Origin of the sequence: Arthrobacter sp. MW3 TE3886 (assembly GCF_041262145.1) — a bacterium.
GTDB lineage: Bacteria > Actinomycetota > Actinomycetes > Actinomycetales > Micrococcaceae > Arthrobacter.
Genome location: NZ_JBGCAN010000001.1, coordinates 2,602,350 through 2,625,374 on the forward strand (window position 1 = coordinate 2,602,350; position 23,025 = coordinate 2,625,374).

Sequence of the window (23,025 nt, forward strand, 5' to 3'; positions counted from 1 at the left end):
TCATGAATGAGTATCAGACAATCGACGCCGGTGGGCAGAAGATCGCCGTCCGCAAGGACCTCCGGGTCCCCATGCGGGACGGCGTCGAGCTCGCCGCGGACGCCTATCACGGTACCGAGGACAGGCCGCGTCCGGCGCTGGTGGCGCTGAGCCCCTACGGCAAGGAACTGCAGGCACTGGCCCTCACCACCCCGCCGCAGCGGCGCCCCAGCCCCATGTGGGACGGCTGCATCGAGGCCGGCGACATTGCCCGCATCGTCAAGGAGGACTACGTCCACGTCATCGGCGACCTCCGCGGCTCCGGCCACTCCGGCGGCGAGCACATCGGCAACTACAACGCCGGCGGTGTCTCGCTGGGCCAGGATGCCTACGACTTCATCGAGTGGGTGGCCGAGCAGCCCTGGTGCGACGGCAATGTCGGCATGGTCGGGATCTCCTATTTCGGATCCATGCAGGTGCTGGCCGCGGCCGAGCGCCCGCCACACCTGAAGGCGATCTTCGTCAGCGGCGGCCACTACGACTTCTACGAAACCACCTACCACGGCGGCATCATGTGGTTCATGCCGCGGGCCGCCCGCGAGGGCCGCGGCGGTGACTCCGGCTGGGCATTCACCGACGGCGTCAAGTCGCGCATGATCGAGAAGTACTCCCCCGGGGAGCTGAAGAAGCTTGTCGCCCAGCGCCTCGAGGATCCCGACGTCGCCGCGTGGCCGAACCTGGTCCACGTCCTCAACTATCCGAAGAACCACGAGGCCTGGTTCGACATCGTGATGAACGAGCTCGACGGGGACTGGTACGAGGAGCGCAACCCCATCACGCTGGCCCCGAATATCGACATCCCGGTGTGGCTGCAGCTGGACCAGGGCCGCGGCTGGACCCTGGACGGCACCATCGAGCTGTTCAACGAGCTGAAGGGCCCGAAGAAGCTGGACATCGGCCCCTACCCGCCGATGCAGTCGCGCCCCTTCATCGAGGAGCACGACAAGATGTTCCGGTGGTACGACTACTGGATCAAGGGCATCGACAGCGGCGTCATGGACGAGCCGGCCGTGAGTGTCTTCGTGGAGGGCTCCCGCGAGGTGGTGACCGCGGAGGCGTGGCCGCCGAAGGACATCAAATACACGTCCCTGTATCTGCGCCCGCGCCACAAGCTGTCGACCGAGCCCGAGCTGATGGGGGCCGAGTACGCCGCCCCGGACGGGTTCTACCAGGCTCCACTGACTGTGACGGACAAGGTGGAGATCCTGAGCTGGTCCACGGAGCCGTTCGAGGAGGACACGGAGCTGATCGGCGCCGGTGCCGCACACATCTTTGCGGAGATCGACCAGCCGGACACGAACTTCATCCTGCGCCTGTGGGACTACGCACCCAACGGCAAGCGCCAGCTGATCACCAGCGGCTACCTCAAGGCCTCGCACCGCGAGCTGGACGGGCGGACCACCGAGGGCAACCCGTACCACCCGCACACCCGCTCCATGCCGGTGGAACCGGGAACGATCGAGGAGTACGTGCTGCGCCTCTACCCGTTCGCGAACACGTTCAAGCCAGGTCACAAGCTGACCGTGGAGCTGTCAAACGGCGAGCCGCTCGCCGACGAGCACAATTCGCTGCTGCCGCCGGATGCCTTCCACCTGCCGGTGGGCCGGCCTGTCACCCACAAGATCTACCGCGACGCCGCCCACCAGTCCAGGCTGGTCCTGCCGTTCACCTCCCGCCAGCCGGCGGAGGGCCAGGCGGCGGAGGGCCAGGCTGCGGAGGGCCAGGCTGCGGAGGGCCAGCCGGCGGAAGACCAGGCGCACTGATGCCGTGGCACCTGAACGCCAGGGCGCAGCCAACAGACTATGCCCTGGCGTTGCCGGTTCACTCAAAAATGTCATCCACTGTAGTGGCGGCGAACCCCTTCTCCTCGAAAAGCTGCAGCCCTTTGTCGAGAAAAAGCCGGCGGGTCATTTGCCTTTGAGCGTCTCGAATGCTTGCCACGTCCCCAGATTAGTCCCCTGCCTCACCACACTCGCTCACTTGATGCTGTGTTCAGGCACTGAACCGACGTAGGCCGCCAGATGCTCGCCGGTGAGGGTGGAGCGGGCGGCGACGAGGCTGCCGGGCGTGCCCTCGAAAACGATCCGGCCGCCGTCGTGCCCTGCGCCGGGACCGAGGTCGATGATCCAGTCGGCGTGTGCCATGACCGCCTGGTGGTGCTCGATGACGATGACCGATTTGCCGGAGTCCACAAGGCGGTCGAGGAGGCCCAGCAGGTTCTGGACGTCGGCGAGGTGCAGGCCGGTGGTGGGCTCGTCGAGGACGTAGACATCACCCTTCTCCGCCATTTGGGTGGCGAGCTTGACGCGCTGCCGCTCGCCACCGGACAGCGTGGTGAGCGGCTGGCCGAGGGTGAGGTAGCCGAGCCCGACGTCGACGAGCCGGTCGAGGATTTCGTGCGCCGCCGGTGTCTTCGCCTCGCCTGCACCGAAGAAATCCTCGGCCTCGGTCATCGACATTGCCAGCACTTCGGCGATGTTGCGCCCGCCCAGCCTGTATTCCAGGACTGACGCCTGGAACCTCCTGCCCTCGCAGTCCTCGCAGGTGGACTCGACGGTGGCCATAACGCCGAGTTCGGTGAAGATGACGCCCGCGCCGTTGCAGGTCGGGCAGGCACCTTCTGAGTTGGAGCTGAACAGCGCCGGCTTGACGCCGTTGGCCTTGGCGAACGCCTTGCGGATCGGTTCGAGAAGGCCCGTGTAGGTCGCAGGGTTGCTGCGCCGGGATCCCTTGATGGCGCCCTGGTCGATCACCACCACACCGTCGCGGCCGGCCACCGAGCCCTGGATCAGCGAGCTCTTGCCCGAACCCGCGACCCCCGTGACCACGCACAGCACGCCGAGCGGAACGTCGACGTCGACGTCCTTGAGGTTGTGCGTCGACGCACCCCGCACCTCCATCGCGCCTGAGGGCTTTCGCACCGATTCCTTGACCTTGGCCCGGTCATCGAGGTGGCGGCCGGTGATGGTGTCACTGGCCCGCAGGCCCTCCACGGTTCCCTCGAAGCACACGTTGCCGCCCTCGGTGCCCGCGCCGGGGCCAAGGTCAATGACGTGGTCGGCGATGGCGATGGTCTCCGGCTTGTGCTCGACAACGAGCACAGTGTTGCCCTTGTCCCGCAGCTGCAGCAGCAGCTGGTTCATCCGCTCGATGTCATGCGGGTGCAGGCCGATCGTCGGCTCATCAAAGATGTAGGTGATGTCCGTGAGGGACGAGCCCAGGTGCCGGATCATCTTGGTGCGCTGCGCCTCTCCGCCGGACAGGGTGCCCGCCGGGCGGGCCAGCGAGAGGTAACCCAGCCCGATTTCGGCGAACGAGTCGAGCAGATGCTGCAGGCCTTTCAGCAGGGGTGCGACCGAAGGCTCGTCGAGCTCGCGGATCCATGCGGCGAGGTCGCTGATCTGCATCTCGCACAGGTCGGCGATGTTCTTGCCGTGGATCTTCGCGGACCTGGCCTCCGGGCTCAGCCGGGTGCCGTCGCACTCGGGGCAGGTCTGGAACGTGATGGCGCGCTCCACGAAGGCCCGGATATGCGGCTGCATGGCGTCGACGTCCTTTGACAGCATCGACTTCTGGATCTTCGGGATCACGCCCTCGTAGGTCAGATTGATGCCCTCGACCTTGATCTTGGTGGGCTCCTTGTAGAGGAGGTCGTGCATTTCCTTCTTGGTGAAATTCGCGATCGGCTTGTCCATATCGAAGCCGGCGCCGCTGAAGATCCGGCCGTACCAGCCGTCCATGCTGTAGCCGGGAATCGTCAGCGCACCCTCACTGAGGGACTTGCTGTCGTCGTACAACGCGGTGAGGTCGAAGTCGGACACCGAGCCCATGCCCTCGCAGCGCGCACACATGCCGCCCAGGTAGACCACATCGCGCACCACGCTTCGCTCCACCCGGCCGCCGGCTTTCTCGGTACTCATCACCCCGCTCGCCTTGCGCGTCGGGACGTTGAAGGAGAAGGCGGTCGGTGGCCCGATGCGGGGCATGCCCAGGCGGCTGAAGAGGATCCGGAGCATGGCGTTCGCGTCGGTGGCGGTGCCGACCGTGGACCTGGGGTTGGCGCCCATCCGTTCCTGGTCAACGATGATCGCCGTGGTCAGCCCCTCGAGGTGGTCCACCTCGGGCCGCGCCAGGTTGGGCATGAAGCCCTGCACAAACGCGCTGTAGGTCTCGTTGATCATCCGCTGCGATTCAGCGGCGATGGTGGCGAACACCAGCGAACTCTTGCCGGAGCCGGACACGCCGGTGAACACCGTCAAGCGGCGCTTCGGGATCTCGACGCTGATGTCCTTGAGGTTGTTCTCCCGTGCCCCCTGCACGCGGATCAGATCGTGGCTGTCCGCTTCATGCAGCGCAGGCGACTGCGTGTCCGTGCTCGTGGCAATGCTCATCGTGTCTCCATCTGTAAGGCGGGGCAGCCCCAAACGGTCCCCGTCGTCGTCGACTGGCTCTATCTAACCAGCTGGCACCTGGTCCGGCGGTCCCGGGCGGCGGACAGCTCAGAGCGGCTGCTGGATGCGGATCAGGTTGCCCGCGGGATCGCGGAAGGCACAGTCGCGCACCCCGTAGGCCTGCTCTGTCGGTTCCTGGACCACCTCGGCGCCATTGGCCTGCAGCCGCTCGAAGGTGGCATCGACGTCTTTGGTGGCCAGGAGGATGCGCGCATAGGTGCCCTTGGCCATCATCTCGTCAATGGTGCGGCGCTCTTCGTCCGTGACGCCGGGATCGGCGGCCGGCGGCTCCAGGACGATTGATGTGCCCGGCTGGCCGGCCGGGCCGACCGTGATCCAGCGCATCCCGCCGTAGCCGACGTCGTTGCGGACCTCGAAGCCGAGGGTGTCCCGATAGAAGGCCAAGGCGGCGTCGGGATCGTTGTGTGGAAGGAAACTCGCGTGAATGTTGATGTCCATGAAAATCATGCTAGTTGCGGTTCGGGGTCCGGCACTTCTCGATTCCTGACCGGTCTGGTGACCTGTTTCGCGACGCAGGAGGGCATCCCTGCGGTTGCACGGGCAGCCTCGCGCCGGTAGACGCTGGGCGGCACGCCAACCAGTTCGGTGAAACGGGTGCTGAAGGTGCCCAGCGACGAGCAACCGACCGTGAAGCAGACCTCGGTGACGCTCAGGTCGCCGCGTCGCAGCAGGGCCATCGCGCGTTCGATGCGCCGCGTCATGAGATAGCTGTACGGCGACTCGCCGTACGCCAGCCGGAACTCGCGGCTGAGGTGCCCGGCGGACATGTGGGCGCCGCGGGCGAGGGCCTCGACATCCAGCGGCTGTGCGTACTCCCGGTCCATTCGGTCACGGACGCGGCGCAACCGCGCGAGGTCGCGCAAGTGCTGCGCCCGGTCGGGTTTGCTGGTCACATGTGCGATCGTGCTACGACTGGCCGAGGTTGTCCAGCCCGGAGGTGTCCCCGAATCTCCGGCCATTCCATTGTCTTTGGCGGCGGGCTCACTGAGAATGAACCATGACGGTCTACCTGAGGTCACTGGAAACTGCAGTTCCGCCAACCATCCTGGTCCAGCCCGAGGCCAGGGCCGTGTTCGCCGCCCAGCCGGGCCTCACCCGGCTCGGATCCCGGCTGGTCAACACGTGCTTTGACTCCGCAGCCATCGACACCCGGCACACGGCGGTGGAGGAACTCACGGCGGACAGCCAGGCGGAAAACCCTCAGTTCTTCGACCCCGCCACCGGCTTGGTGCTCAGCCCCAGCACCAAAATCCGCAACGGCATTTTCGCCACGGAGGCGACCAAGCTCTTCATTGAGGCCGCCCAAAAAGCCTTGGAGGCCTGTCCGGGTGTCGATGCGCCGGACATCACCCACCTGATCACGGTCTCCTGCACCGGATTCTTCAATCCCGGCCCGGACTACAAGATTGTCCGTGCCCTCGGCCTCAACCCGGCCGTCCAGCGGTACCACCTCGGCTTCATGGGCTGCTATGCAGCCTTCCCGGCGCTGCGGGCCGCGAAGTCCTTCTGCGAGGCGGATCCGGATGCGACGGTGCTGGTGGTCTGCGCCGAACTCTGCTCCCTTCACGTCCGGACCTCCAATGATCCGGACACCATCATGGGATCGGCCTTGTTCGCCGACGGCGCCGCGGCGGCCATCATCACCGCGCGGGACATCCCTGGCGAACCTGCCCTGCTGCGGCTGGACCACTTCGAAACCGTCCTGACGCCCGTCGGGGAGGACTCGATGGCCTGGAACATCGGCGACGAGGGCTTCGAGATGGTGCTGGGCAACTATGTCCCGCACATCATCGATGACCACATCATCGGCGCGCTCGAACCGCTCCTGTCCCGCGACAGCTCGCTGCTGGGGCTCCCCTACCGGGAGATCCAGCACTGGGGCATCCACCCGGGCGGGCGGAGCATTCTGGACAAGGTCCAGTCCAGGCTGGAGCTCAGCGACGAGCAGCTGGTCCCGGCCCGCGAAACCCTCCGGAACTTCGGCAACATGAGCAGCGCCACCGTCCTGTTCGTCCTCAAGCACATCCTCGAGCTGCCGGCAGCGGACGACGCCGCAGACGACGCTGGCCCCGGAGCGGAACGGATCTGCTCCATGGCCTTCGGCCCGGGCCTGACGGTTGAGACGGCGCTCTTCACCCGGCTGGCTGCCCCGCGGCCCCGGCGCGGTTCCGCGGCAGGAGCCAGCGGCGCAATCGGCGGAACCGGCGGTATCAGCGCCGTCAGTAGCGGTGCGGGTCTGAAAGCGGCCACGCTGAAACCGTTCAGCGCGAAGCAGGGCCCGGAACACCTTCGGTCCGCCCTCCTGCGGGACCGCGCGTCAGACGCCATCGAGGAAATGGACCTGCCGGGCTGCGACCCTGGCCGCCTGGAGCGCACGTATGCCCAATTTGCGCTCGTCAACCGTGCCATTGCCGGCTGGCGCGGCATCTATCGGACCCGGATCCGGCCCCGGCTGTCCACCGCCTCCGCAACGTCCCTGCTGGATATCGGGTGCGGCGGGGGCGACGTTTCCGTGCTGCTGGCCCGCTGGGCAGCCCGGGACGGACTGCGTCTGGAGGTCACCGCCATTGACCCGGATCCGCGGGCGATCCTGTTCGCCCGCGCCCGCCACGCGACGGCGGACGTGACGTTCCGCCAGGCGGCCAGTGCGGAGCTGCTCGAAGAGGGCACCCGGTACGACCTCGTGGTGTCCAACCACGTCCTGCACCACCTTGACGAACTGGAAGCGTTCCTGGCCGAGTCGGCCCAATTGTCCCGTGGCACCGTGGTCCACAACGACATTCGCCGCAGCCCCGCCGCCTACGCGCTGTTCTTCGCCGGCTCCTGGGTGCTCACCGGTTCCTACATCCGCCGGGACGGGCTGACCTCCATCCGGCGAAGCTACACCGCCGCGGAGCTGGCCGCCGCCGCTCCCCCGGGCTGGACGGCTGCCCGCCACGCCCCCTTCCGCAACCTGCTGCTGCACGGCACTCCCGACGGCGGCCACCCGGACAGGGCCGCTGCCAATGGCTGACGTGCTGATCATCGGTGCCGGCCCGGTGGGACTGTTCATGGCGGCGTTGCTGCTGCAGGACGGCGTGGAGGTGCAGGTCCTGGAACAGCGGAGCGCACCGGAACCGCAGTCGCGTGCCATCGGCATCCATCCACCGGCGCTGGCCGCGCTCGCGGGAGCCGGCGTTGCCGGGGACCTGGTTGCCGAGGGGGTCCAGATCCGCGGCGGCATGGCGCTGGCCGGCGGAAAGTGCCTCGCCCGGATGTCCTTTGCCGGCGTCTCGGACCGCTTTCCGTTCGTGCTGTCCCTGCCCCAGGCCCGGACTGAGGCGCACCTGGAACGGCGGGTCAACGAGCTCGGCGACGGCGCCCTGCACCGCGGCGTCCGCCTCACCCGGCTCTCCGACGACGGAGGCCGGGTCAGCGTGGAAGCCGACTCCGGAAGTGGCACCTTGCGCTATTCGGCGCCGCTGGTCATCGCCGCCGACGGCGTGCGCTCCACCGTGCGGGCCCTGCAGGGCATCGACCTGCGCGTGAAAGAGTACCCGGACAGCTACCTCATGGGTGACTTTGCGGACGGGACCGGTTTCGGTCCGGACGCCGCACTGTTCCTCTCCGGCGCCGGCATCGTGGAGTCGTTCCCCTTGCCTGGCCGGCTCCGCCGCTGGGTGGTCCGGCTGGGCACCGGCGACGCCGCGGCCGGCGGACCTGCAGCCGGCGGACCATCAGCCGGCCGTCCCGGCGCGGACGCGCGGTGGCTTATGTGCTGCGTGCGCGAGCGGACGGGTTTCGACATCGACGCCGGGACCAACAGCATGCTCAGCCGCTTCGGCGTCCGCACGCGCCTGGCCCGCCGGATGCTGGCCGGACGGGTGGTGATGATCGGGGACGCGGCCCACGAGGTGAGCCCCATCGGCGGGCAGGGCATGAACCTGGGCTGGCTGGATGCGGCCGCGCTGGCACCGATCGTGTCGGCGGCCGTGCGCGGCCAGGAGGTGGGAGGCGCCCTGAGGACCTTTGAACGGACCCGGTTGCGGGCGGCGGCCAGGGCGGCACGCCAGGCCGAAATCAACATGGCCCTGGGCCGGCCCCTCACGGACCGTCTCTTGGCGCTGCGGAACCGTGGCATCGCAGGCGTGGCCGCAGTTCCTGCGGTGAATTCCCTGATCGCCCGCCGTTTCACGATGCAGTAGGCAGCGCAGGCGTCTGCGATCCAAAGCCCCTCCTGCCGCGGCCAGTGTGACGCCACCGTGTGGCGGGTTTGCCCCGGAATAGACTGTGCGCATGGACGGACTTCCCGTGACGCGCGGACTTCCTGTGACGCGCGGCGCCGCATCCCGTTGGGGGTTGCGGGCAGCGGCTGCCACGGTGCTGCTGGGCACGGCGGCGTCATGCAGCACCGGGACGGTCGGCGGCACCGCGTCCCCGGCAACCGCGGCGGCGTCGGCGACCTCGATCTCCACAGGCCCTGTGACCGCGGAAATCAGCCAGTTCCGCGACAATTACAGCAAGCAGATCATCGAAATCCAGCTCACGAACACCACCGGCCACGCCCTGACGGTCCTCGGCGCGGAACTGACCAGCCCTCTCTTCGCGGCCCCAATCACCTGGCCCGCCCGAACCGGCGGGATCGAGCTGCCGCCCGGACAGCCCAAGAGTCTGCCGGCGCCGCTGCCCGCCCCGGATTGCGGCAGCCCGGCGGCGCCTGAAACGGGACCTGGAGCCGGGCCCGAAGCCGGGGCGGGAGCCACCTCCGGGGGTGCGGGAGACGCCCGTGTATCCCTGCGGCTGGCCACACCGGAAGGAGCCGTGCCGGTCCCGGCCATGGCCCCGGCGGCAGACCCGTTCGGCGTCCTGGCACGGAACAATTCGGAGCTGTGCCTGGCCCGGGAAGCCTCGGCCGTCGCCACGATCGCGCTGGCCCAGGACCTTGAGGTCGCCGCGGATGGCCGGACCGCCGTCGTGCGTCTGCTGCTGCAACCGCGCGCCGCCGGAGGCGCCGGTGAACTGGTGATTGACCGGATCGAGGAAACCACCCTGCTGGCGGAGGCCGGACAAGACCCGTGGCCCCGGTCGGTGACGGTCCGCGCCGGCGGGGCCCCGGCCGAAGTACGCCTCGGCATCAGGCCCTCCCGCTGCGATCCCCATGCAGTGGCCGAAGACAAGGTGGGCACGCTCCTACCGCTGCAGGTCAGCGTTGCGGGCCGCGAGGGAATTTTGAAGATCGACGCCGGCAACCAGCTTCGCAACCGCATTTACGACTTTGTTACAAAGGCCTGCGGGCGCCAGTAGTCTGGGGGCATGCCCTTTGACGCCAGGCCCACCGACTTCAGCGCCGCCCGGATAAGCGAGACTGTCCAGGAGATCCTGAGCGCGGGCATCCTTCCGCCGATTATCCAGGCCGGACATCCGGTGCTCCGGCACGTGGCGGCGCCGTACGATGGCCAGTTGACTGATGCCGAACTCGGTCACCTCATCGACCTCATGCGCAGCGTGATGCACAAGGCCCCGGGTGTGGGCCTCGCGGCCCCGCAGCTGGGGATACCGCTGCAGCTCGCCGTCCTGGAGGACCAGTTCGACGTCGATCCCGACGTCGCTGCCGTCCGCGGGCGCGAACCGCTGCCGTTCTTTGCCATGCTGAACCCGAGCTATCGTCCCCTGGGCGCGAAGTCCGTGGCGTTCTACGAAGGCTGCCTCTCCATTGGAGGCCTGCAGGCAGCCGTGGTGCGGCCGGAATCAGTCCAGCTCGACTTCACCGCGCCGGACGGGACGAAACTCCAACAGACTTTCTCCGGCTGGCAAGCCCGGATTGTCCAGCATGAAACCGACCACCTGCACGGGATCCTCTTCCTTGACCGGGCCGAGCTGCGCTCCATCAGCAACAATGCCGAATACTCCGCCCGCTGGGCCCAACCGGACATCAGCCTCGCCCGGCAGGAACTCGGGTTCCTGCCGGACCCGGCCGAGGACGAGGGCAGCGGACTGGGGCTGCAGACTGGCGCTGCAGACTAAGGCTGCGGTGCCGGATTCGTTGCGGACGGCAGGTAGCGGGCCCACCACTTCAGGATTTCATCGAACCGCTGCTTACGGTGGTGCGGCGTGCCGGATCGGGACAGCTCATGGTTCTCGCCCGGGAAGACCAGGAATCCGGTCTCGACACCTTGCTGCTTCAGGGCGGTGAAGTATCGCTGCCCCTGTTCCACGGGACACCTGAGGTCCTCCTCGCTGTGAATCACCAGCGATGGCGTCCGGACGTGCTCCACGCGCGCCATGGGACTCTGGGCCGCCATTTGCTCCGCCGACGGGCCGGTGTATTCGCCGCCGAAGAACCAGCCGATGTCGGAAGAACCCGTGAAGCTCACGGGGTCCAGGAAACCACGCTCGACTATGGCCGCTCGGAAACGGTGGTCGTGGCTGATGGTCCATGCCGTCAGGTAGCCGCCGTAGGATCCGCCCATGATGCCGACATTGGCGGCGTCCAGGTCCTCGAACTTCTCCACTGCACCGTCAAGGAACGCGAGGACGTCCTGCATGTCCACTGTTCCCATTCGTTCCTTGATGGACCGGCCGTGTGCCTGGCCGTAGCCGGCCGAACCCCGCGGATTGCACATGAGCACGGCGTAACCGGCCCCCGCATAAACCTGCGCTTCGTCGAACAACGCCCCGCTGAACTGGGCAAAAGGGCCGCCGTGGATGTTCAGCAAGACCGGGTGCGGGCCCGGGCCCGCGGGCTTCACGAGCCAGCCATGGACCGGGTACCCGTCGGCCGAGGGCAAAGTCAGTTCCTGCGGCTCACTGATCCCCGCCACGCTCCGCAGCTGGGCGGAGAAGTCCGTCAGGCGGCGTACCTGCCCGCCCTCGAGCACGGCCAGATCACCGGCCGTGGTCGAATCGCTGAAACTCGCCACAAGCCTCCCGCCGCCTTCCGCGGCGCCGGTCACCACCCGATTGCCTTCCAGGAGGACGGTGTGGCCGCCCGTCGCGAGGAACTCGTGCACCTCCACGGTTCCCCGCGCATTGTTCAGCACCAGGGCCCCCGCACCGCCGCGCAGCTCGATCCAGCTGCCGCCGGACAGGTCCAGCGTCTCGGCATCGCTGAGCGCCGTGGCTTCTCCCCCGGCGGCAGGCATCGCGTAGAGGGCGGTGTTCCTGGCCACGAAGTCCCGGCCGGATGCGCCGAGGTCCTGGGCGAGGAAGAACAGCCACTGCCCATCCGCGGATTGGCGCACGGCGCTGATGCTATGCCGTCCGGTATTGGCTGGCAGCACGGCCTGAGGCTGCCCTCCGACGGCGGGAATCGCGTAGATTCCGCTGACAAGGTCCGTGTCCCGCCCATCGTGCAGGGCCGCGGTGAAGTAGATGGTGCCGCCGTCGGCGCTGAAGCTGGCCCCGTTGTGGTCCGCTGCAGCGGTGGTGAGTTGTTTGGCGGCCGGCAGCAGCCCGGCTGCATTCTCCGCGGAGTCCGCCGCGGTGCCGAGGGCTTTCAGGGCGCGTCCGGCCGGGGCCACCTTCGGCTCGGCGCCAAGCTGCGGCACCTCGAGGATGAAGAGCTGCAACGGCTTGTCGGCGGTGTAGCCAAGACCGTTCATCCGGTACTGGAAATCCGTGATCAGCCGGGCGTCCTCGCTGCCCGCACCCACGCCGTCGACGCTGCCGTACCGGCCCTCATCGGGCGTCCTGGCGCTGAAGACAATGCTGGTGGAATCAGGCGACCACGTGAAGGAGCTGACCCCCAGCGGGGCCGCCGTCAACAGCTGGGGTTCGCCGCCGGCGGCTTCCACCACGAACAGCTGCGGCTTTCCGCCGGCTGCTGCACGCAGGAACCCAAGGGCCCGGCCGTCAGGTGAAAAGTCCGGTGCCGTGTCGCGGAAGCCGCGGGTCAGCCGGCGCGGCTTCCGGTCCGGGTTGTTGAAGTCCGGGTTGTTGAAGTCCGGGTTGTTGAAGTCCGGGTTGTTGAAGTCCGGGTTGTTGAAGTCCGGGCCATCCGGGCCCAGGGGCACGGTCCACAGCTGGCCCACGTAGGCGTCGGCATCGAAGTCCGGGCGGATCACGGAAACCACGGCGCGGGAACCGTCGGGGTGCACGGCCGGGGCGGACACGGAATTGAGCAGCGGAAGATGTTCAGATTTCACGAGTGCGAGCCTAGCCCGTGGCGCGGCCGCTGTGAAACACCTCACGTTGCGCCGGTGCGGCGCGGCATGCCGCGGGGTGCCCTGTCCGCCGCGCCCTGACCGGGGTGCACGGTCCCCGGCGCCCGCGCCGCGCGGCGGGCACCGGACCCGCGCATAGGATGAAAGCTATGCCTGCCACCGCCGATCTTCCCCTCTTGTGCCCGGTGTGCCGCAATGGCCTCCGGTTCACCGGCGGCGCCCGCACTCTTGTGTGCGGCGCCGGCCACAGCTTTGACGCGGCCAGGCAGGGCTACTTCAACTTCCTGGTCGGCAAGGGGACAGTTTTTGAAGCCGACAGCGCAGACATGGTGGCGGCCCGCTTCGATTTCCTCTCCGCAGGGCACTATCAGCCGCTGGCCGATGCCGTTGCCGGGCTCGCCACACCGGCGCTCCGGGAAACCCCCGCCGGCCGGCCCCTCGTGCTCGACGCCGGAACAGGTACTGGCCACTACCTCAGGGCCATGCTGGACCGGGCCGCTGACGGTGTTCCGGCCGCGGCAATCGGCCTGGACATTTCCAAGTTCGCACTGCGCCGTGCAGCCAGGCTGAACCCCGAGGCTTTGAACGTGGTCGGGGATGTCTGGCAGCCGTTGCCGGTGGCGGAGAACGCCGTCGACGTCGTCACCGTGATCTTTGCGCCGCGCAACGCGCCTGAGTTCGCCCGGGTGCTCCGCCCCGGCGGCCGCCTGGTCGTGGTCACGCCGCGGCCCGGCCACCTGGCGGAGGTTGCCGGGCCGGCCGGGATGCTGGGGATCGAGCCGGCCAAAGACGAGCGGCTCGCCGCGTCGCTGGGCCAGCACTTCACGCCCGTCGAGGCAACTGATCTGGACCTGGTTTTGGCCCTCGGTCCGCGCGACGTCGCCAACCTGGCCTACATGGGACCGGCCGGCCACCACCTGGACCGTGCCGCACTCGCTGCCCTCGAGGCCGCGCTTCCGGAGCGGACCGCTGTCACGGCCCGCTTCCGGATCAGTGTTTTTCAACCCATCCGCTGACGATTCCGCCGCATCGCCGGGTGCCGTCCGGGACGCCCTGAAACTACCCCCGGGAAGGGAACCGGCGCGGAAGACCAGGGCGGGGAATCGGCCCGCGAAATAACGACTTGGCCACTTTGATCATCAATTCCCGGCCGCCGGTCCCAGCTATTGCCCTTCCGCTTAGGATGGAATCACAGTACTGGGGAACTGTGCCTGCAGCTCCCGGGACTCAAGGGGGAATTGATGTCTGAATGGCTGATCGAGAATTGGTGGGCGTTGTGGCTCACACTCTTTCTCCTGTTTGCCGTGGTCGAGATGATCACACTCGACCTGTTCTTCATCATGCTCGGCGGCGGCGCCCTCGCCGGGCTGGTGGCGGACTTTGCCGGCGCCGATCCGTGGCTGCAGATTATCGCCTTCTGCGTGGTGTCCCTGCTCATGATCGGCTTCGTCCGGCCGGTGGCCCTCAAGCATCTCCACCATGGCCCGGCGGATCGGCGCACCAACATCGAACGCCTCATCGGCGAATCCGCCGTCGTCATGGAGGCTGTGAGCGAAAACGGCGGGCTCGTCAAGATTGGCGGGGACGTCTGGAGTGCGCGGTCCGAATCGGGAGTGCTGGCGCCCGGGCAACAGGCTGTGGTCAGCGCCATCGAAGGGGCCACCGCGATCGTGGCCCCGCAACCGGAATCCGCTGTCCAATAAGGGACACCGCAAGGCGGAAACCGCCGTCCCGCCGGCGTCGGAACTGCCGGTGCGAGACTAAAACAAAACAACTGGGGAATAGGTGATGTATGGATATCGCAGTCGCAATTGTGCTGCTGGTACTAATTGTGTTCGTCATTATTGTGCTGGTCCGGTCGGTCCGGATCATTCCACAGGCCCGGGCCGGCGTCGTTGAACGGCTGGGCAAATACCAACGCACCCTGAATCCCGGACTCACCCTGCTGATCCCGTTTGTGGACCGCTTGCTGCCGTTGCTCGACCTGCGAGAGCAGGTGGTGTCCTTCCCGCCGCAGCCCGTCATCACCGAGGACAACCTGGTGGTCTCGATCGACACCGTCGTCTATTTCCAGGTCACGGACGCCCGGGCCGCCACCTACGAGATCGCCAACTACATCCAGGCCGTGGAACAGCTGACCACCACCACCCTGCGCAATGTGGTTGGCGGCCTCAACCTGGAGGAAGCGCTGACCTCGCGCGACCAGATCAACGGCCAGCTCCGCGGCGTCCTGGACGAAGCGACCGGACGCTGGGGCATCCGGGTCTCCCGGGTGGAGCTCAAGGCGATCGATCCGCCCCACTCCATCCAGGACTCGATGGAAAAGCAGATGCGCGCCGAACGTGACCGCCGCGCCGCCATCCTGACGGCCGAGGGCACCAAGCAGTCCGCAATCCTCACCGCCGAAGGGCAGCGCCAGTCCTCCATCCTGAAAGCCGAGGGCGACGCGAAGGCGGCGATCCTGCGGGCCGACGGGGAGGCCCAGGCCATCCAGAAGGTCTTCGACGCGATCCACAAGGGCAACCCGGACCAGAAACTGCTGGCCTACCAGTACCTCCAGACCCTCCCGAAGATTGCCGAGGGGTCCTCGAACAAGCTGTGGATCATTCCCAGCGAGGTTGGCGAGGCGCTCAAAGGGATCGGCAGCGTACTGGGTGCAGGCGCGGTGCAGGAGCAGACGGCCTCGACGCCGGACGTTGCTCCGTACTCACCGCCCGCGGCAGCCGACGGCCAGGGCAACCGGCCCTGAGCCTGCTCCCGCGCTGGACCGGATCCAGCCGGCATGACCGTGCGGACCGGGTAGTTCCGTCTGGGCCCCCGCAGCCCGGCCGTTTCGGCCCGGCTGCGGGGGCCTGCCAGTTTAAGTCCGGGCCAGTCGGGTACAGGTTACGCAGTCCGCGCCGCGGGGCTACTCGCTTTACCTCGCATGCACCACTCCCGTATACTTGAATATTTGTCCGGTCAGTTCAGCCGTCCGGAACAAAAACGCTCCGCACAGCGTTGATTCCAATGACGTTCCAAACAGTTTTGTCCACTGGTGACTGTCATCTGGCCGGGCCACACCGGGCCAGGTACGGTACAACGCGGTGCAACCAGAAGTCCGGCGCCTGACGGTCACCGGACACCGCAGGGCTGGACCCTGCGAACCGAATAGAGGGAGAAAAGATGAGCGATCGCAGCCTGCGGGGTATGCGCCTTGGCGCACAGAGCATGGAGACCGAATCCGGCGTCGAACCGGCTCCGCGCCAGCGGGTTGAATACCGTTGCGAGGACGGCGAACAGGTGTTCGTCACGTTCTCCTCGGAAGCCGAAATCCCCCCGGTCTGGGTTTCGAAGACGGGCAAGGAGGCGTTGCTGGTGGACGGCGAACGCCCCGTCAACAGCAACGAGAAGGCAGTGCGCACGCACTGGGACATGCTGCTGGAGCGCCGCTCGCTTCCCGAACTTGAGCAGATCCTCGAAGATCGCCTCACGATCCTGCGCGAACGCCGCGGCGAACGCCGCTCGGCCTAGCCCCCGGCGCACCGGCTACGGCAAGGGCCGGGCCCGCATCATTTCGATGCGGGCCCGGCCCTTGTTCTGTTCCGGCGGCTGCGTCCTCTGGAGCTGCACCCCCCTGCACGCGCACCGAGGAGCCGGGGGTCGGCGTCAGCCCGCGGTGAGGACGCAGAACTCGTTGCCCTCCGCGTCGGCGAGGCAGACCCAGGGCACATCGCCCTGGCCAACGTCGGCGTCGGTGGCGCCCAGAGCCCGCAGCCGGGCCACCTCCACCCCGTGATCATCACCCGGGTACGGCTTCAGGTCGAGATGGACACGGCCCCACACGGTCTTCCCGCCGGGCGTGCGGAGGAACTCCAGATACGGCCCGACACCCTTGGCCGAACGCAGCCTCGCATGATCGCCGGTGACCTCGTGCAGGGTCCAGTCCATCGCCCCACCCCAGAAACGGGCCATGGCCCGCGGGTCTGCGCAGCTGACCACCACCGCGGCGATCGGCCCGGTGTCCTGGTAGATCGGGCGGGGCTCCAGCACACGGAACAGGTTGCCCTCCGGGTCGGCCAGAAGCCTCCACGGCACAGCACCCTGGCCCGCGTCCGCGGGCGTCGCGCCGAGTTCCAACAGGTGCGCGACCAGCTGAGCCTGATGGGCCTCAGAGGTGGTGGCGAGATCGAGGCGCGCGCGGTATCTCACCGTCTCGGGATCCGGGACGGTGACAACATCGATGCAGACGGCGGCGGGGTCCGGCCAGACGAATCCCAGGGGTTCAACATTGGTCACACCGGGCCCTTCGCTGGAAACACCCCAGCCGAGTGCCTCGGCCCAAAACCGGCCGAGTGCTGAGTCATCCCGGGCCTTGAAATTCACCTGAACAAGTCGCAGCGCCATACCGACCGACCCTATACCCGGGAAATGCCCGATCCGGGAGACACGCCTTAGGCGTCCTGCTTGCCCCGAAGCTTGTTCCAGCGCGCCGTGAGTCCCCACTTGGTGACGTTGATCATGGCTTCGACGACGATGTTGCCGCTCATCTTCGAAGCGCCGAGCTCGCGCTCGACGAAGGTGATGGGCCGTTCCACGATGGTCAGGCCGAGCTTGGCCACGCGCCAGGCCAGATCCACCTGGAAGCCATAGCCAACCGAGTCCACCGCATCCAGGTTCAGCTTCTCCAGCGTGGTCCGCCGGAAGGCACGGAAGCCGCCGGTGACGTCCTTGATCTTTACTCCGAGCATGATCCGCGCGTAGGTGCTGCCGACGCGGCTGATGGCCTGGCGGTAGAGCGGCCAGTTGACCACGCGGCCGCCGGGCACCCAGCGGGAGCCCATGGCGAGGTCCGCGCCCTGCTCCACTGCCTCGATCAGCTGGGGCAGCTGCTCGGGCTGGTGCGAGCCGTCGGCGTCCATCTCCACGAGGATGTCGTAGCCGGCCTCCAGGCCCCACTTGAAGCCCGCAATGTACGCCGCTCCCAGACCGGCCTTTCCGGCGCGGTGCAGGACGTGGACCTGGCCGTCTTCGGCGGCCATGCGGTCCGCCAGCTGACCCGTGCCGTCAGGGCTGTTGTCGTCGACAACCAGCACGTCGGAGGCGGGCACGGCTGTGCGCAGGCGTCCGAGGGTCTTGGGCAACGATTCCAGCTCGTTATAGGTCGGGATGATGGTGAGGACACGCACAGCGAGGCCTTTCCTTGAAGGGAGCGGTCGGTGCGCCGAAAGTCAATCGTTCTTCAGGCGCAACTCCCCATTATAGGGAGTTGCGAGCCCGCCAGGCGGCCGTGTGACCACCCGGGCAGGTCCACCCGCTTCGGGCCAGTTACGGCAGGCCGCGAATTGCGGCGCCGGAACCGTTTTCTGCTGCGAAGTGGACCCGCCCCTCGGGTTCCCGTGGTCATGACCAAGTGAAGCTTCCGCGCGTGCGGCAACCTGGGATGGACCGGGGACTGCCGGAGTCTGCGCCGTACGCAACCCTCCGTTGCCCCTCAATGCTACGGGGGCGGCCACATCTGTCAACCGAGCCGTGACCTGCCGTTTTGTCTGTCGGTGCAGTTCAGGGCGGGGTCGCGGGCGGCAATGTTTCCGCTCCGCCGGCTGGATGACGGGGCCGGTTGAGGCCCTGCGCGGCCAGCCGGATGAAGCGCCGTGTGTTCAGACGCCGAGGGCCCCGCTGGCATAGAGTTCCTGGCCGTCCCGTACCGTCAGGAGGCAGGCAGGATCGCTGCCGGTGTCCAGCGCCGGCAAGAGCGGGGTGCGGGCGCGCGGGTCGGTGCTCCACGACTGCACGCGCCCGTCGGCCACCTGGACCATGAGCTCCTCGACCTCCCAGACCGCAAAGCTGGCCGGAGCCCCCGGCACCAGTTGCCCGGCCATGGGGTTGTGGTAGCGGGCTGCCCGCCAGCCGGCCCGCGTGTGGCCAAGGAACGCGGCGCGGGCGGAGATCTGTTCGGCGGGATTGGAGTGCTGCAGGCACGCGCGCACACTGGACCACGGCCGCAGCGGCGTCACCGGGCTGTCGCTGCCGAAGCAGATCGGCACACCGGCAGCGTAGAGGCTGCCAAAGGCATTCATTCCGAGCCGGCGGGAGCCGAGGCGCTGCTGGTAGAGGCGGTCCCCGCCACCCCAGAGGGCGTCGAAGACCGGCTGCGCGCTGACGCTGACGGAATAGCGGGCCAGCCGGCTGATCGCGGCGGCATCCGCGAGCTCGACGTGCTCGAACCGGTGCCCCGCGGCGCGGACGCGCTGCTCCCCCACCTCAGCCGCGGCGAGGTCGAGGGCGTCGAGGGCCGCGTCCAGGCCGGCGTCGCCAATCACGTGGAAACCCGCCTGGATCCCCAGGAGGGAGCACGCGGCGAGGTGGGCGGCGGCCTCGGCCACGGAGAGGTACAGGTTGCCGCGCTCTCCGGGCGCGTCGGTGTAGTGCTCCCGCATGAAGGCGGTCCGTGAGCCGATCGAGCCGTCGATGTTGAGGTCGCCGGCCAGGCCCAGCACGGGCAGGCCCAATCCGTCCAGAATGGACTGGGCATGTTCGGCGGACGCGGCGAGCTCGCCCCAATACGGCAGGATCTCCGGCACTGCCACGCCGTTCACCCCGTTCGGGCCACCGCCGGAGTTGCTGTTCCAGGCCACAGCGAGCCGCAGGTCCTCGATGCTTCCGATATGCGGCGCGGCCATCTCGGCGACGGCCACGTAGCCGTTGGCCGCAGCCTCGGCGAGGGCACGCTGCTGGTAGGCGCGTAGCGCGTCGGCCGGCAGCCGGCGCGCCGCCAGGCGGGCGGCGGTGTGGGCCGCCCGTTTGACCTGGCTGCCGGCGCCGCCGTCGAGCCCGTCCAGTCCGGCCGACGCGGCCAGGGAGTTCGATACCAGGGCCGAGTGGACATCCACGCGGGAGAGATAGACCTGGCGGCCGCCGGCCGCGCGTTCGATTTCGTCCCGGGAGGGCAGCGTGGGATCGGCCCAGGTGGTCTCATCCCAGCCGTGGCCCAGGACGGTACCGTCCGCGCCGGAAGCGGAAACACCGAAGCCGGCAACGGCCTCGAGCAGCTCAGCGGCGGAACGCACCCCGGCCAGCTGCAGGCCCTCCAGGGCTATTCCGGTTTCCGTCAGGTGGACGTGGGAGTCGACGAAGCCGGGGGCCAGGAGCGCGCCCTGCAGATCGACCACCTTCATCGAGGCGTCCGCGATGGATGTGGCGGCCTGTTCGGAACCGACCCAGGCGACCGTGTCGCCGTCGACCAGCATCGCAGTCGCAAAGGGATCAGCCGCCGTGTAGACGGAGCCGTTGCGGTACAGCGTGACGTTGCGGGGGGCGGGGGCGGCCGGCGAATCGGTCATGGGGCGGGAACTCCTTGTTACTGGTGGCCGGCCCAGCGCCGGCGGTTCGAAAGTCTGGGAAGACTCGTTAGTGGTCCAGGGAGCGGGCCGGTCCGGCCAGCCCCCTACGCCACAGAGGAATAGGCGACGACGCCGCGTTTGACGAGTTTGATGGCGTCCGCGCACAGCCGCGCAATCCGGGGGTCGAGGTTCGGGATGTCGGCGAGCTGGTCCAGGAGGTCGATCACCTGTTTGACCCAGCGGACAAAGTCGCCAGCGGCCAGGTCGGTGCCGCTCAGCACGTCCTGGAGGTGCCGGCCCTTGGCCCACTTGAAGATCGGCCAGACGAGGCCGAGCTCAGGCTCGCCGGTGAGGGGCAGCTTGTTGGCTTCCTCGATATCTTCCAGGGCGGACCATTCGCGGACCACGGTGTCTACCGCGGATTCCAGGGACACGCTCGGCATCTTGGGCCGCAGCCCGCGGTCCTCACGCTTGGCCTGGTAGACGAGCACACTGGCAAGGGCGGCGATCTCGGCGGCGTCGAGGTCGTCGAAGGCCCCCATCCGCAGGGACTGCGAAATCAGCAGGTCCTTTTCGCCGTAGATCCGCCGCAGGCGTTGCCCGTCGGGGCTGATGGACAGCACGCCGGCATCCGAGGTTTCCAGGTAGCCGTAGCCCGTCAGGACGCCGCATACACGGTCGAACGTCTTGGCGATGGTGTTGGTCCGGCCCTGGATCTGGCGGATTAGCCCGTCCGTTTCCTGGCGGAGTTTCCACCAGCGTTCGGACCACCGGGCATGGTCCTCGCGTTCGCTGCAGCCGTGGCACGGATGGGCGCGGAGCTCCCGGCGCAGCTCGGCGATCCGCTTCTCCTGGTTGGGTGCCGCGGAGGCCCGGCCGAAGTCGTCGTCGCGCCGCGGCGGCGCCGGCGGCCGGTGCTCGCGGATGGCGTTGCGCACCGAGGACGCCAAGTCGCGGCGGGACTTGGGAACCTTGGCGTTGAAGGACTTGGGAATCCTGATCCGGGTGATCGGCGACAACGGCCCTTCGACGTCGTGCAGGCCGATCCGCCGGAGCTGGTTGTCCAGCGTCATGACGGCGGGGCGGGGCTCGCGCGATTCGTGGTCGGAGCTGAGCACCACCGCCAGTCCCGGCGACTTGCCGGCGGGAACATCCACCACGTCACCCGGGAGCAGCCTGCTCAGGGAGTCCTCGGTCAGGGACTTCCTGGCCCGGGACGTGCTCCGGGAGGCCATGGTCTCGGCATCGCCCAGGGCCCGCCGCAACTTCGCGTATTCGGTGAAGTCGCCCAGGTGGCAGGTCATGGCCTTGCTGAACCCGGCAATGGATTCTTCCCGGCTCCTGACCTGCCGGGCCAGGCCCACCACGGAGCGGTCCGCCTGGAACTGGGCAAAGGATGATTCGAGGATCTCCCGGGCACGCGCCCGGCCGAACTGCGCCAAAAGGTTGATCGACATGTTGTACGTGGGCCGGAAGCTGGAGTTCAGCGGATAGGTCCGCCGTGAGGCCAGGCCGGCGACAGCGGCCGGATCCGTGCCGGGTTGCCACAGCACGACGGCGTGGCCCTCCACGTCGATGCCGCGGCGGCCGGCCCGGCCCGTCAGCTGGGTGTACTCCCCCGCCGTGATATTGACATGGGCTTCGCCGTTGAACTTGTCCAGCTTTTCCAGCACGACGCAGCGCGCCGGCATGTTGACGCCCAGGGCCAGTGTTTCGGTGGCGAAGACGGCCTTGACCAGCCCGTCGACGAACAGCTTCTCCACAACCTCCTTGAAGGTCGGCAGCATACCGGCGTGGTGCGCCGCGAGCCCGCGCAGCAGGCCGTCCCGCCAGCTCCAGAAGCCGAGCACATCGAGGTCGTCCGAGGGGATGTCCTGGGCGGCCTCGTCGACGCGCTGGGCGATGATCTGTTGTTCCCGCTCGGTGGTCAGCCAGAGTCCGGCCGCGACGCACTGGGCCACGGCGGCATCGCAGCCGGCCCGCGAGAAGATGAATGTGATGGCCGGCAGGAGGTCCTGCCGGTCCAGGCTGGCGATGACCTGCGGCCGGCTGGCCTTCCGCACCGGGCTGCGCTGGGCGCCTTGCGGTTCGTCCCGCTGGCTGCGTTGCTGCCGGCGCTGGTTGCGTCCGCCGTGGCCGAAGCGGCCACGGAAATTCATCTGGCTCTCGGCCCGGGCCATGGACAGCAGTTCAGGGTTGACCTCGAAGCCGGCCCGCCCGGGCACTTCTGCCGTGACGGCAGCCGAGGAGCCGCTGCCGACGGCGGGAGCGCCGGCTACGGCACCTCCTACGGTCCCGGCGGCTGCGTCACCAGGCAGCGCGATCTCGTCAAAGCTGGTGTCACCGGCAAACAGGTCCACGATCTTCCGGCCCACCATGACGTGCTGCCACAGCGGCACCGGGCGGTGCTCGGAGACGATCACGTCGGTCTGCCCACGGACGGTGTCGAGCCACGCACCGAACTCCTCGGCGTTGGAGACCGTGGCACTCAGGGAGGCCACCTGGACCTCGCTGGGCAGATGGATGATGACTTCCTCCCACACGGCGCCGCGGAAGCGGTCGGCGAGGTAGTGGACCTCGTCCATGACCACGAAGCCGAGATCGTCCAGGGTGTCCGAATCGGCGTAGAGCATGTTGCGGAGCACTTCGGTGGTCATGACCACCACCGGGGCGTCGCCGTTGATGCTGGTATCACCGGTGAGCAGGCCCACCTGGGCGGCGCCGTACTTGGCGGCCAGCTCGGAGTACTTCTGGTTGCTCAGGGCCTTGATGGGGGTGGTGTAGAACGCCTTGAGCCCGCGCTGGAGGGCCAGATAGATGGCGAACTCCCCCACGATCGTCTTCCCGGCGCCGGTGGGGGCGGCCACCAGCACGCCCCGGCCGGCCTGCAGGGACAGGCAAGCCTCGCGCTGGAAGTCATCGAGTTCAAATTCGAGCGAGCGGATGAAACCGCCCAGGTAGGTCTTGGCTTCAGCAGCCCGCTCGACGCTGGCGCGGTAACGTTCGGACGGTGATTCCGGCCCGGGGTGTGACGACATGCTTCCAGCCTAG

16 protein-coding genes and 2 pseudogenes are annotated in these 23,025 nt (G+C 68.1%); 10 read left to right on the forward strand and 8 right to left on the reverse strand.

What is annotated here, in order from left to right; all coding sequences use genetic code 11:
• Positions 1-2 precede the first annotated feature (2 nt).
• Positions 3-1,802 (forward strand): CocE/NonD family hydrolase, encoded by a 1,800-nt coding sequence (locus tag ABH915_RS11830; RefSeq protein ID WP_370121440.1) that lies wholly within the window; start codon positions 3-5, stop codon positions 1,800-1,802.
• Between the two features lie 213 nt (positions 1,803-2,015).
• Here the strand turns inward: ABH915_RS11830 and ABH915_RS11835 are convergent, their stop codons facing one another.
• The 3 genes from ABH915_RS11835 to ABH915_RS11845 form a co-directional block, all read right to left on the reverse strand.
• Positions 2,016-4,430 carry an ATP-binding cassette domain-containing protein gene (locus ABH915_RS11835; protein WP_370121443.1) on the reverse strand — a complete coding sequence of 805 codons (2,415 nt, stop codon included), beginning with the start codon at positions 4,428-4,430 and terminating at the stop codon, positions 2,016-2,018.
• Positions 4,431-4,538: 108 nt separating this feature from the next.
• Positions 4,539-4,958, reverse strand: coding sequence for a VOC family protein (locus ABH915_RS11840; RefSeq protein WP_370121446.1), 420 nt, complete (start codon positions 4,956-4,958; stop codon positions 4,539-4,541).
• Entirely contained in the window at positions 4,955-5,404 is a 450-nt protein-coding gene (locus ABH915_RS11845; protein WP_370121449.1) for a helix-turn-helix transcriptional regulator, read from the reverse strand. The genes ABH915_RS11840 and ABH915_RS11845 overlap by 4 nt, the downstream gene beginning before the upstream one ends.
• A 104-nt stretch (positions 5,405-5,508) precedes the next feature.
• Here ABH915_RS11845 and ABH915_RS11850 point away from each other — a divergent pair.
• From ABH915_RS11850 to ABH915_RS11870, 5 genes and pseudogenes are all read left to right on the forward strand, one after another.
• Positions 5,509-6,663, forward strand: a pseudogene (locus tag ABH915_RS11850) (type III polyketide synthase); the annotation flags it as partial.
• A gap of 162 nt (positions 6,664-6,825) precedes the next feature.
• Positions 6,826-7,524: pseudogene (locus ABH915_RS11855) on the forward strand (class I SAM-dependent methyltransferase); the annotation flags it as partial.
• Positions 7,517-8,695 (forward strand): FAD-dependent oxidoreductase, encoded by a 1,179-nt coding sequence (locus ABH915_RS11860; RefSeq protein WP_370121452.1) that lies wholly within the window; start codon positions 7,517-7,519, stop codon positions 8,693-8,695. The pseudogene ABH915_RS11855 and the gene ABH915_RS11860, both read left to right, overlap by 8 nt.
• 91 nt (positions 8,696-8,786) lie before the next feature.
• The gene (locus ABH915_RS11865; protein ID WP_370121455.1) at positions 8,787-9,794 is read left to right on the forward strand and encodes a hypothetical protein; all 1,008 of its coding nucleotides are present in this window, start codon (positions 8,787-8,789) and stop codon (positions 9,792-9,794) included.
• Positions 9,795-9,803: 9 nt separating this feature from the next.
• On the forward strand, positions 9,804-10,514 hold the full coding sequence (locus ABH915_RS11870) for a peptide deformylase (RefSeq protein WP_370121458.1): 711 nt from the start codon (positions 9,804-9,806) through the stop codon (positions 10,512-10,514).
• Here the strand turns inward: ABH915_RS11870 and ABH915_RS11875 are convergent.
• Entirely contained in the window at positions 10,511-12,634 is a 2,124-nt protein-coding gene (locus ABH915_RS11875) for a prolyl oligopeptidase family serine peptidase (RefSeq protein WP_370121461.1), read from the reverse strand. The genes ABH915_RS11870 and ABH915_RS11875 overlap by 4 nt on opposite strands.
• 167 nt (positions 12,635-12,801) lie before the next feature.
• Here ABH915_RS11875 and ABH915_RS11880 point away from each other — a divergent pair, with 167 nt between their 5' ends.
• The 4 genes from ABH915_RS11880 (at position 12,802) to ABH915_RS11895 (ending at position 16,165) form a co-directional block, all read left to right on the forward strand.
• Entirely contained in the window at positions 12,802-13,668 is an 867-nt protein-coding gene (locus ABH915_RS11880; RefSeq protein WP_370121464.1) for a methyltransferase domain-containing protein, read from the forward strand.
• 225 nt (positions 13,669-13,893) lie between these two features.
• Positions 13,894-14,355 carry an NfeD family protein gene (locus tag ABH915_RS11885; RefSeq protein WP_370121467.1) on the forward strand — a complete coding sequence of 154 codons (462 nt, stop codon included), beginning with the start codon at positions 13,894-13,896 and terminating at the stop codon, positions 14,353-14,355.
• Positions 14,356-14,444: 89 nt separating this feature from the next.
• On the forward strand, positions 14,445-15,401 hold the full coding sequence (locus tag ABH915_RS11890) for an SPFH domain-containing protein (protein WP_018772893.1): 957 nt from the start codon (positions 14,445-14,447) through the stop codon (positions 15,399-15,401).
• A 416-nt stretch (positions 15,402-15,817) separates the two neighbouring features.
• Complete coding sequence (locus tag ABH915_RS11895) at positions 15,818-16,165, forward strand: RNA polymerase-binding protein RbpA (protein WP_026266329.1); 348 nt, start codon at positions 15,818-15,820, stop codon at positions 16,163-16,165.
• A 135-nt stretch (positions 16,166-16,300) separates the two neighbouring features.
• On the opposite strand, the gene ABH915_RS11900 is transcribed toward ABH915_RS11895, so the two are convergent.
• The 4 genes from ABH915_RS11900 to ABH915_RS11915 form a co-directional block, all read right to left on the reverse strand.
• Positions 16,301-17,038, reverse strand: a complete 738-nt coding sequence (locus tag ABH915_RS11900; RefSeq protein ID WP_370121471.1) for a VOC family protein — start codon at positions 17,036-17,038, stop codon at positions 16,301-16,303.
• 47 nt (positions 17,039-17,085) lie between these two features.
• Positions 17,086-17,820, reverse strand: coding sequence for a polyprenol monophosphomannose synthase (locus ABH915_RS11905; protein WP_026538693.1), 735 nt, complete (start codon positions 17,818-17,820; stop codon positions 17,086-17,088).
• Between the two features lie 471 nt (positions 17,821-18,291).
• Positions 18,292-19,974, reverse strand: coding sequence for an amidohydrolase (locus ABH915_RS11910; RefSeq protein WP_370121475.1), 1,683 nt, complete (start codon positions 19,972-19,974; stop codon positions 18,292-18,294).
• Positions 19,975-20,078: 104 nt separating this feature from the next.
• On the reverse strand, positions 20,079-23,012 hold the full coding sequence (locus ABH915_RS11915; protein ID WP_370121478.1) for a DEAD/DEAH box helicase: 2,934 nt from the start codon (positions 23,010-23,012) through the stop codon (positions 20,079-20,081).
• Between the last annotated feature and the right edge of the window lie 13 nt (positions 23,013-23,025).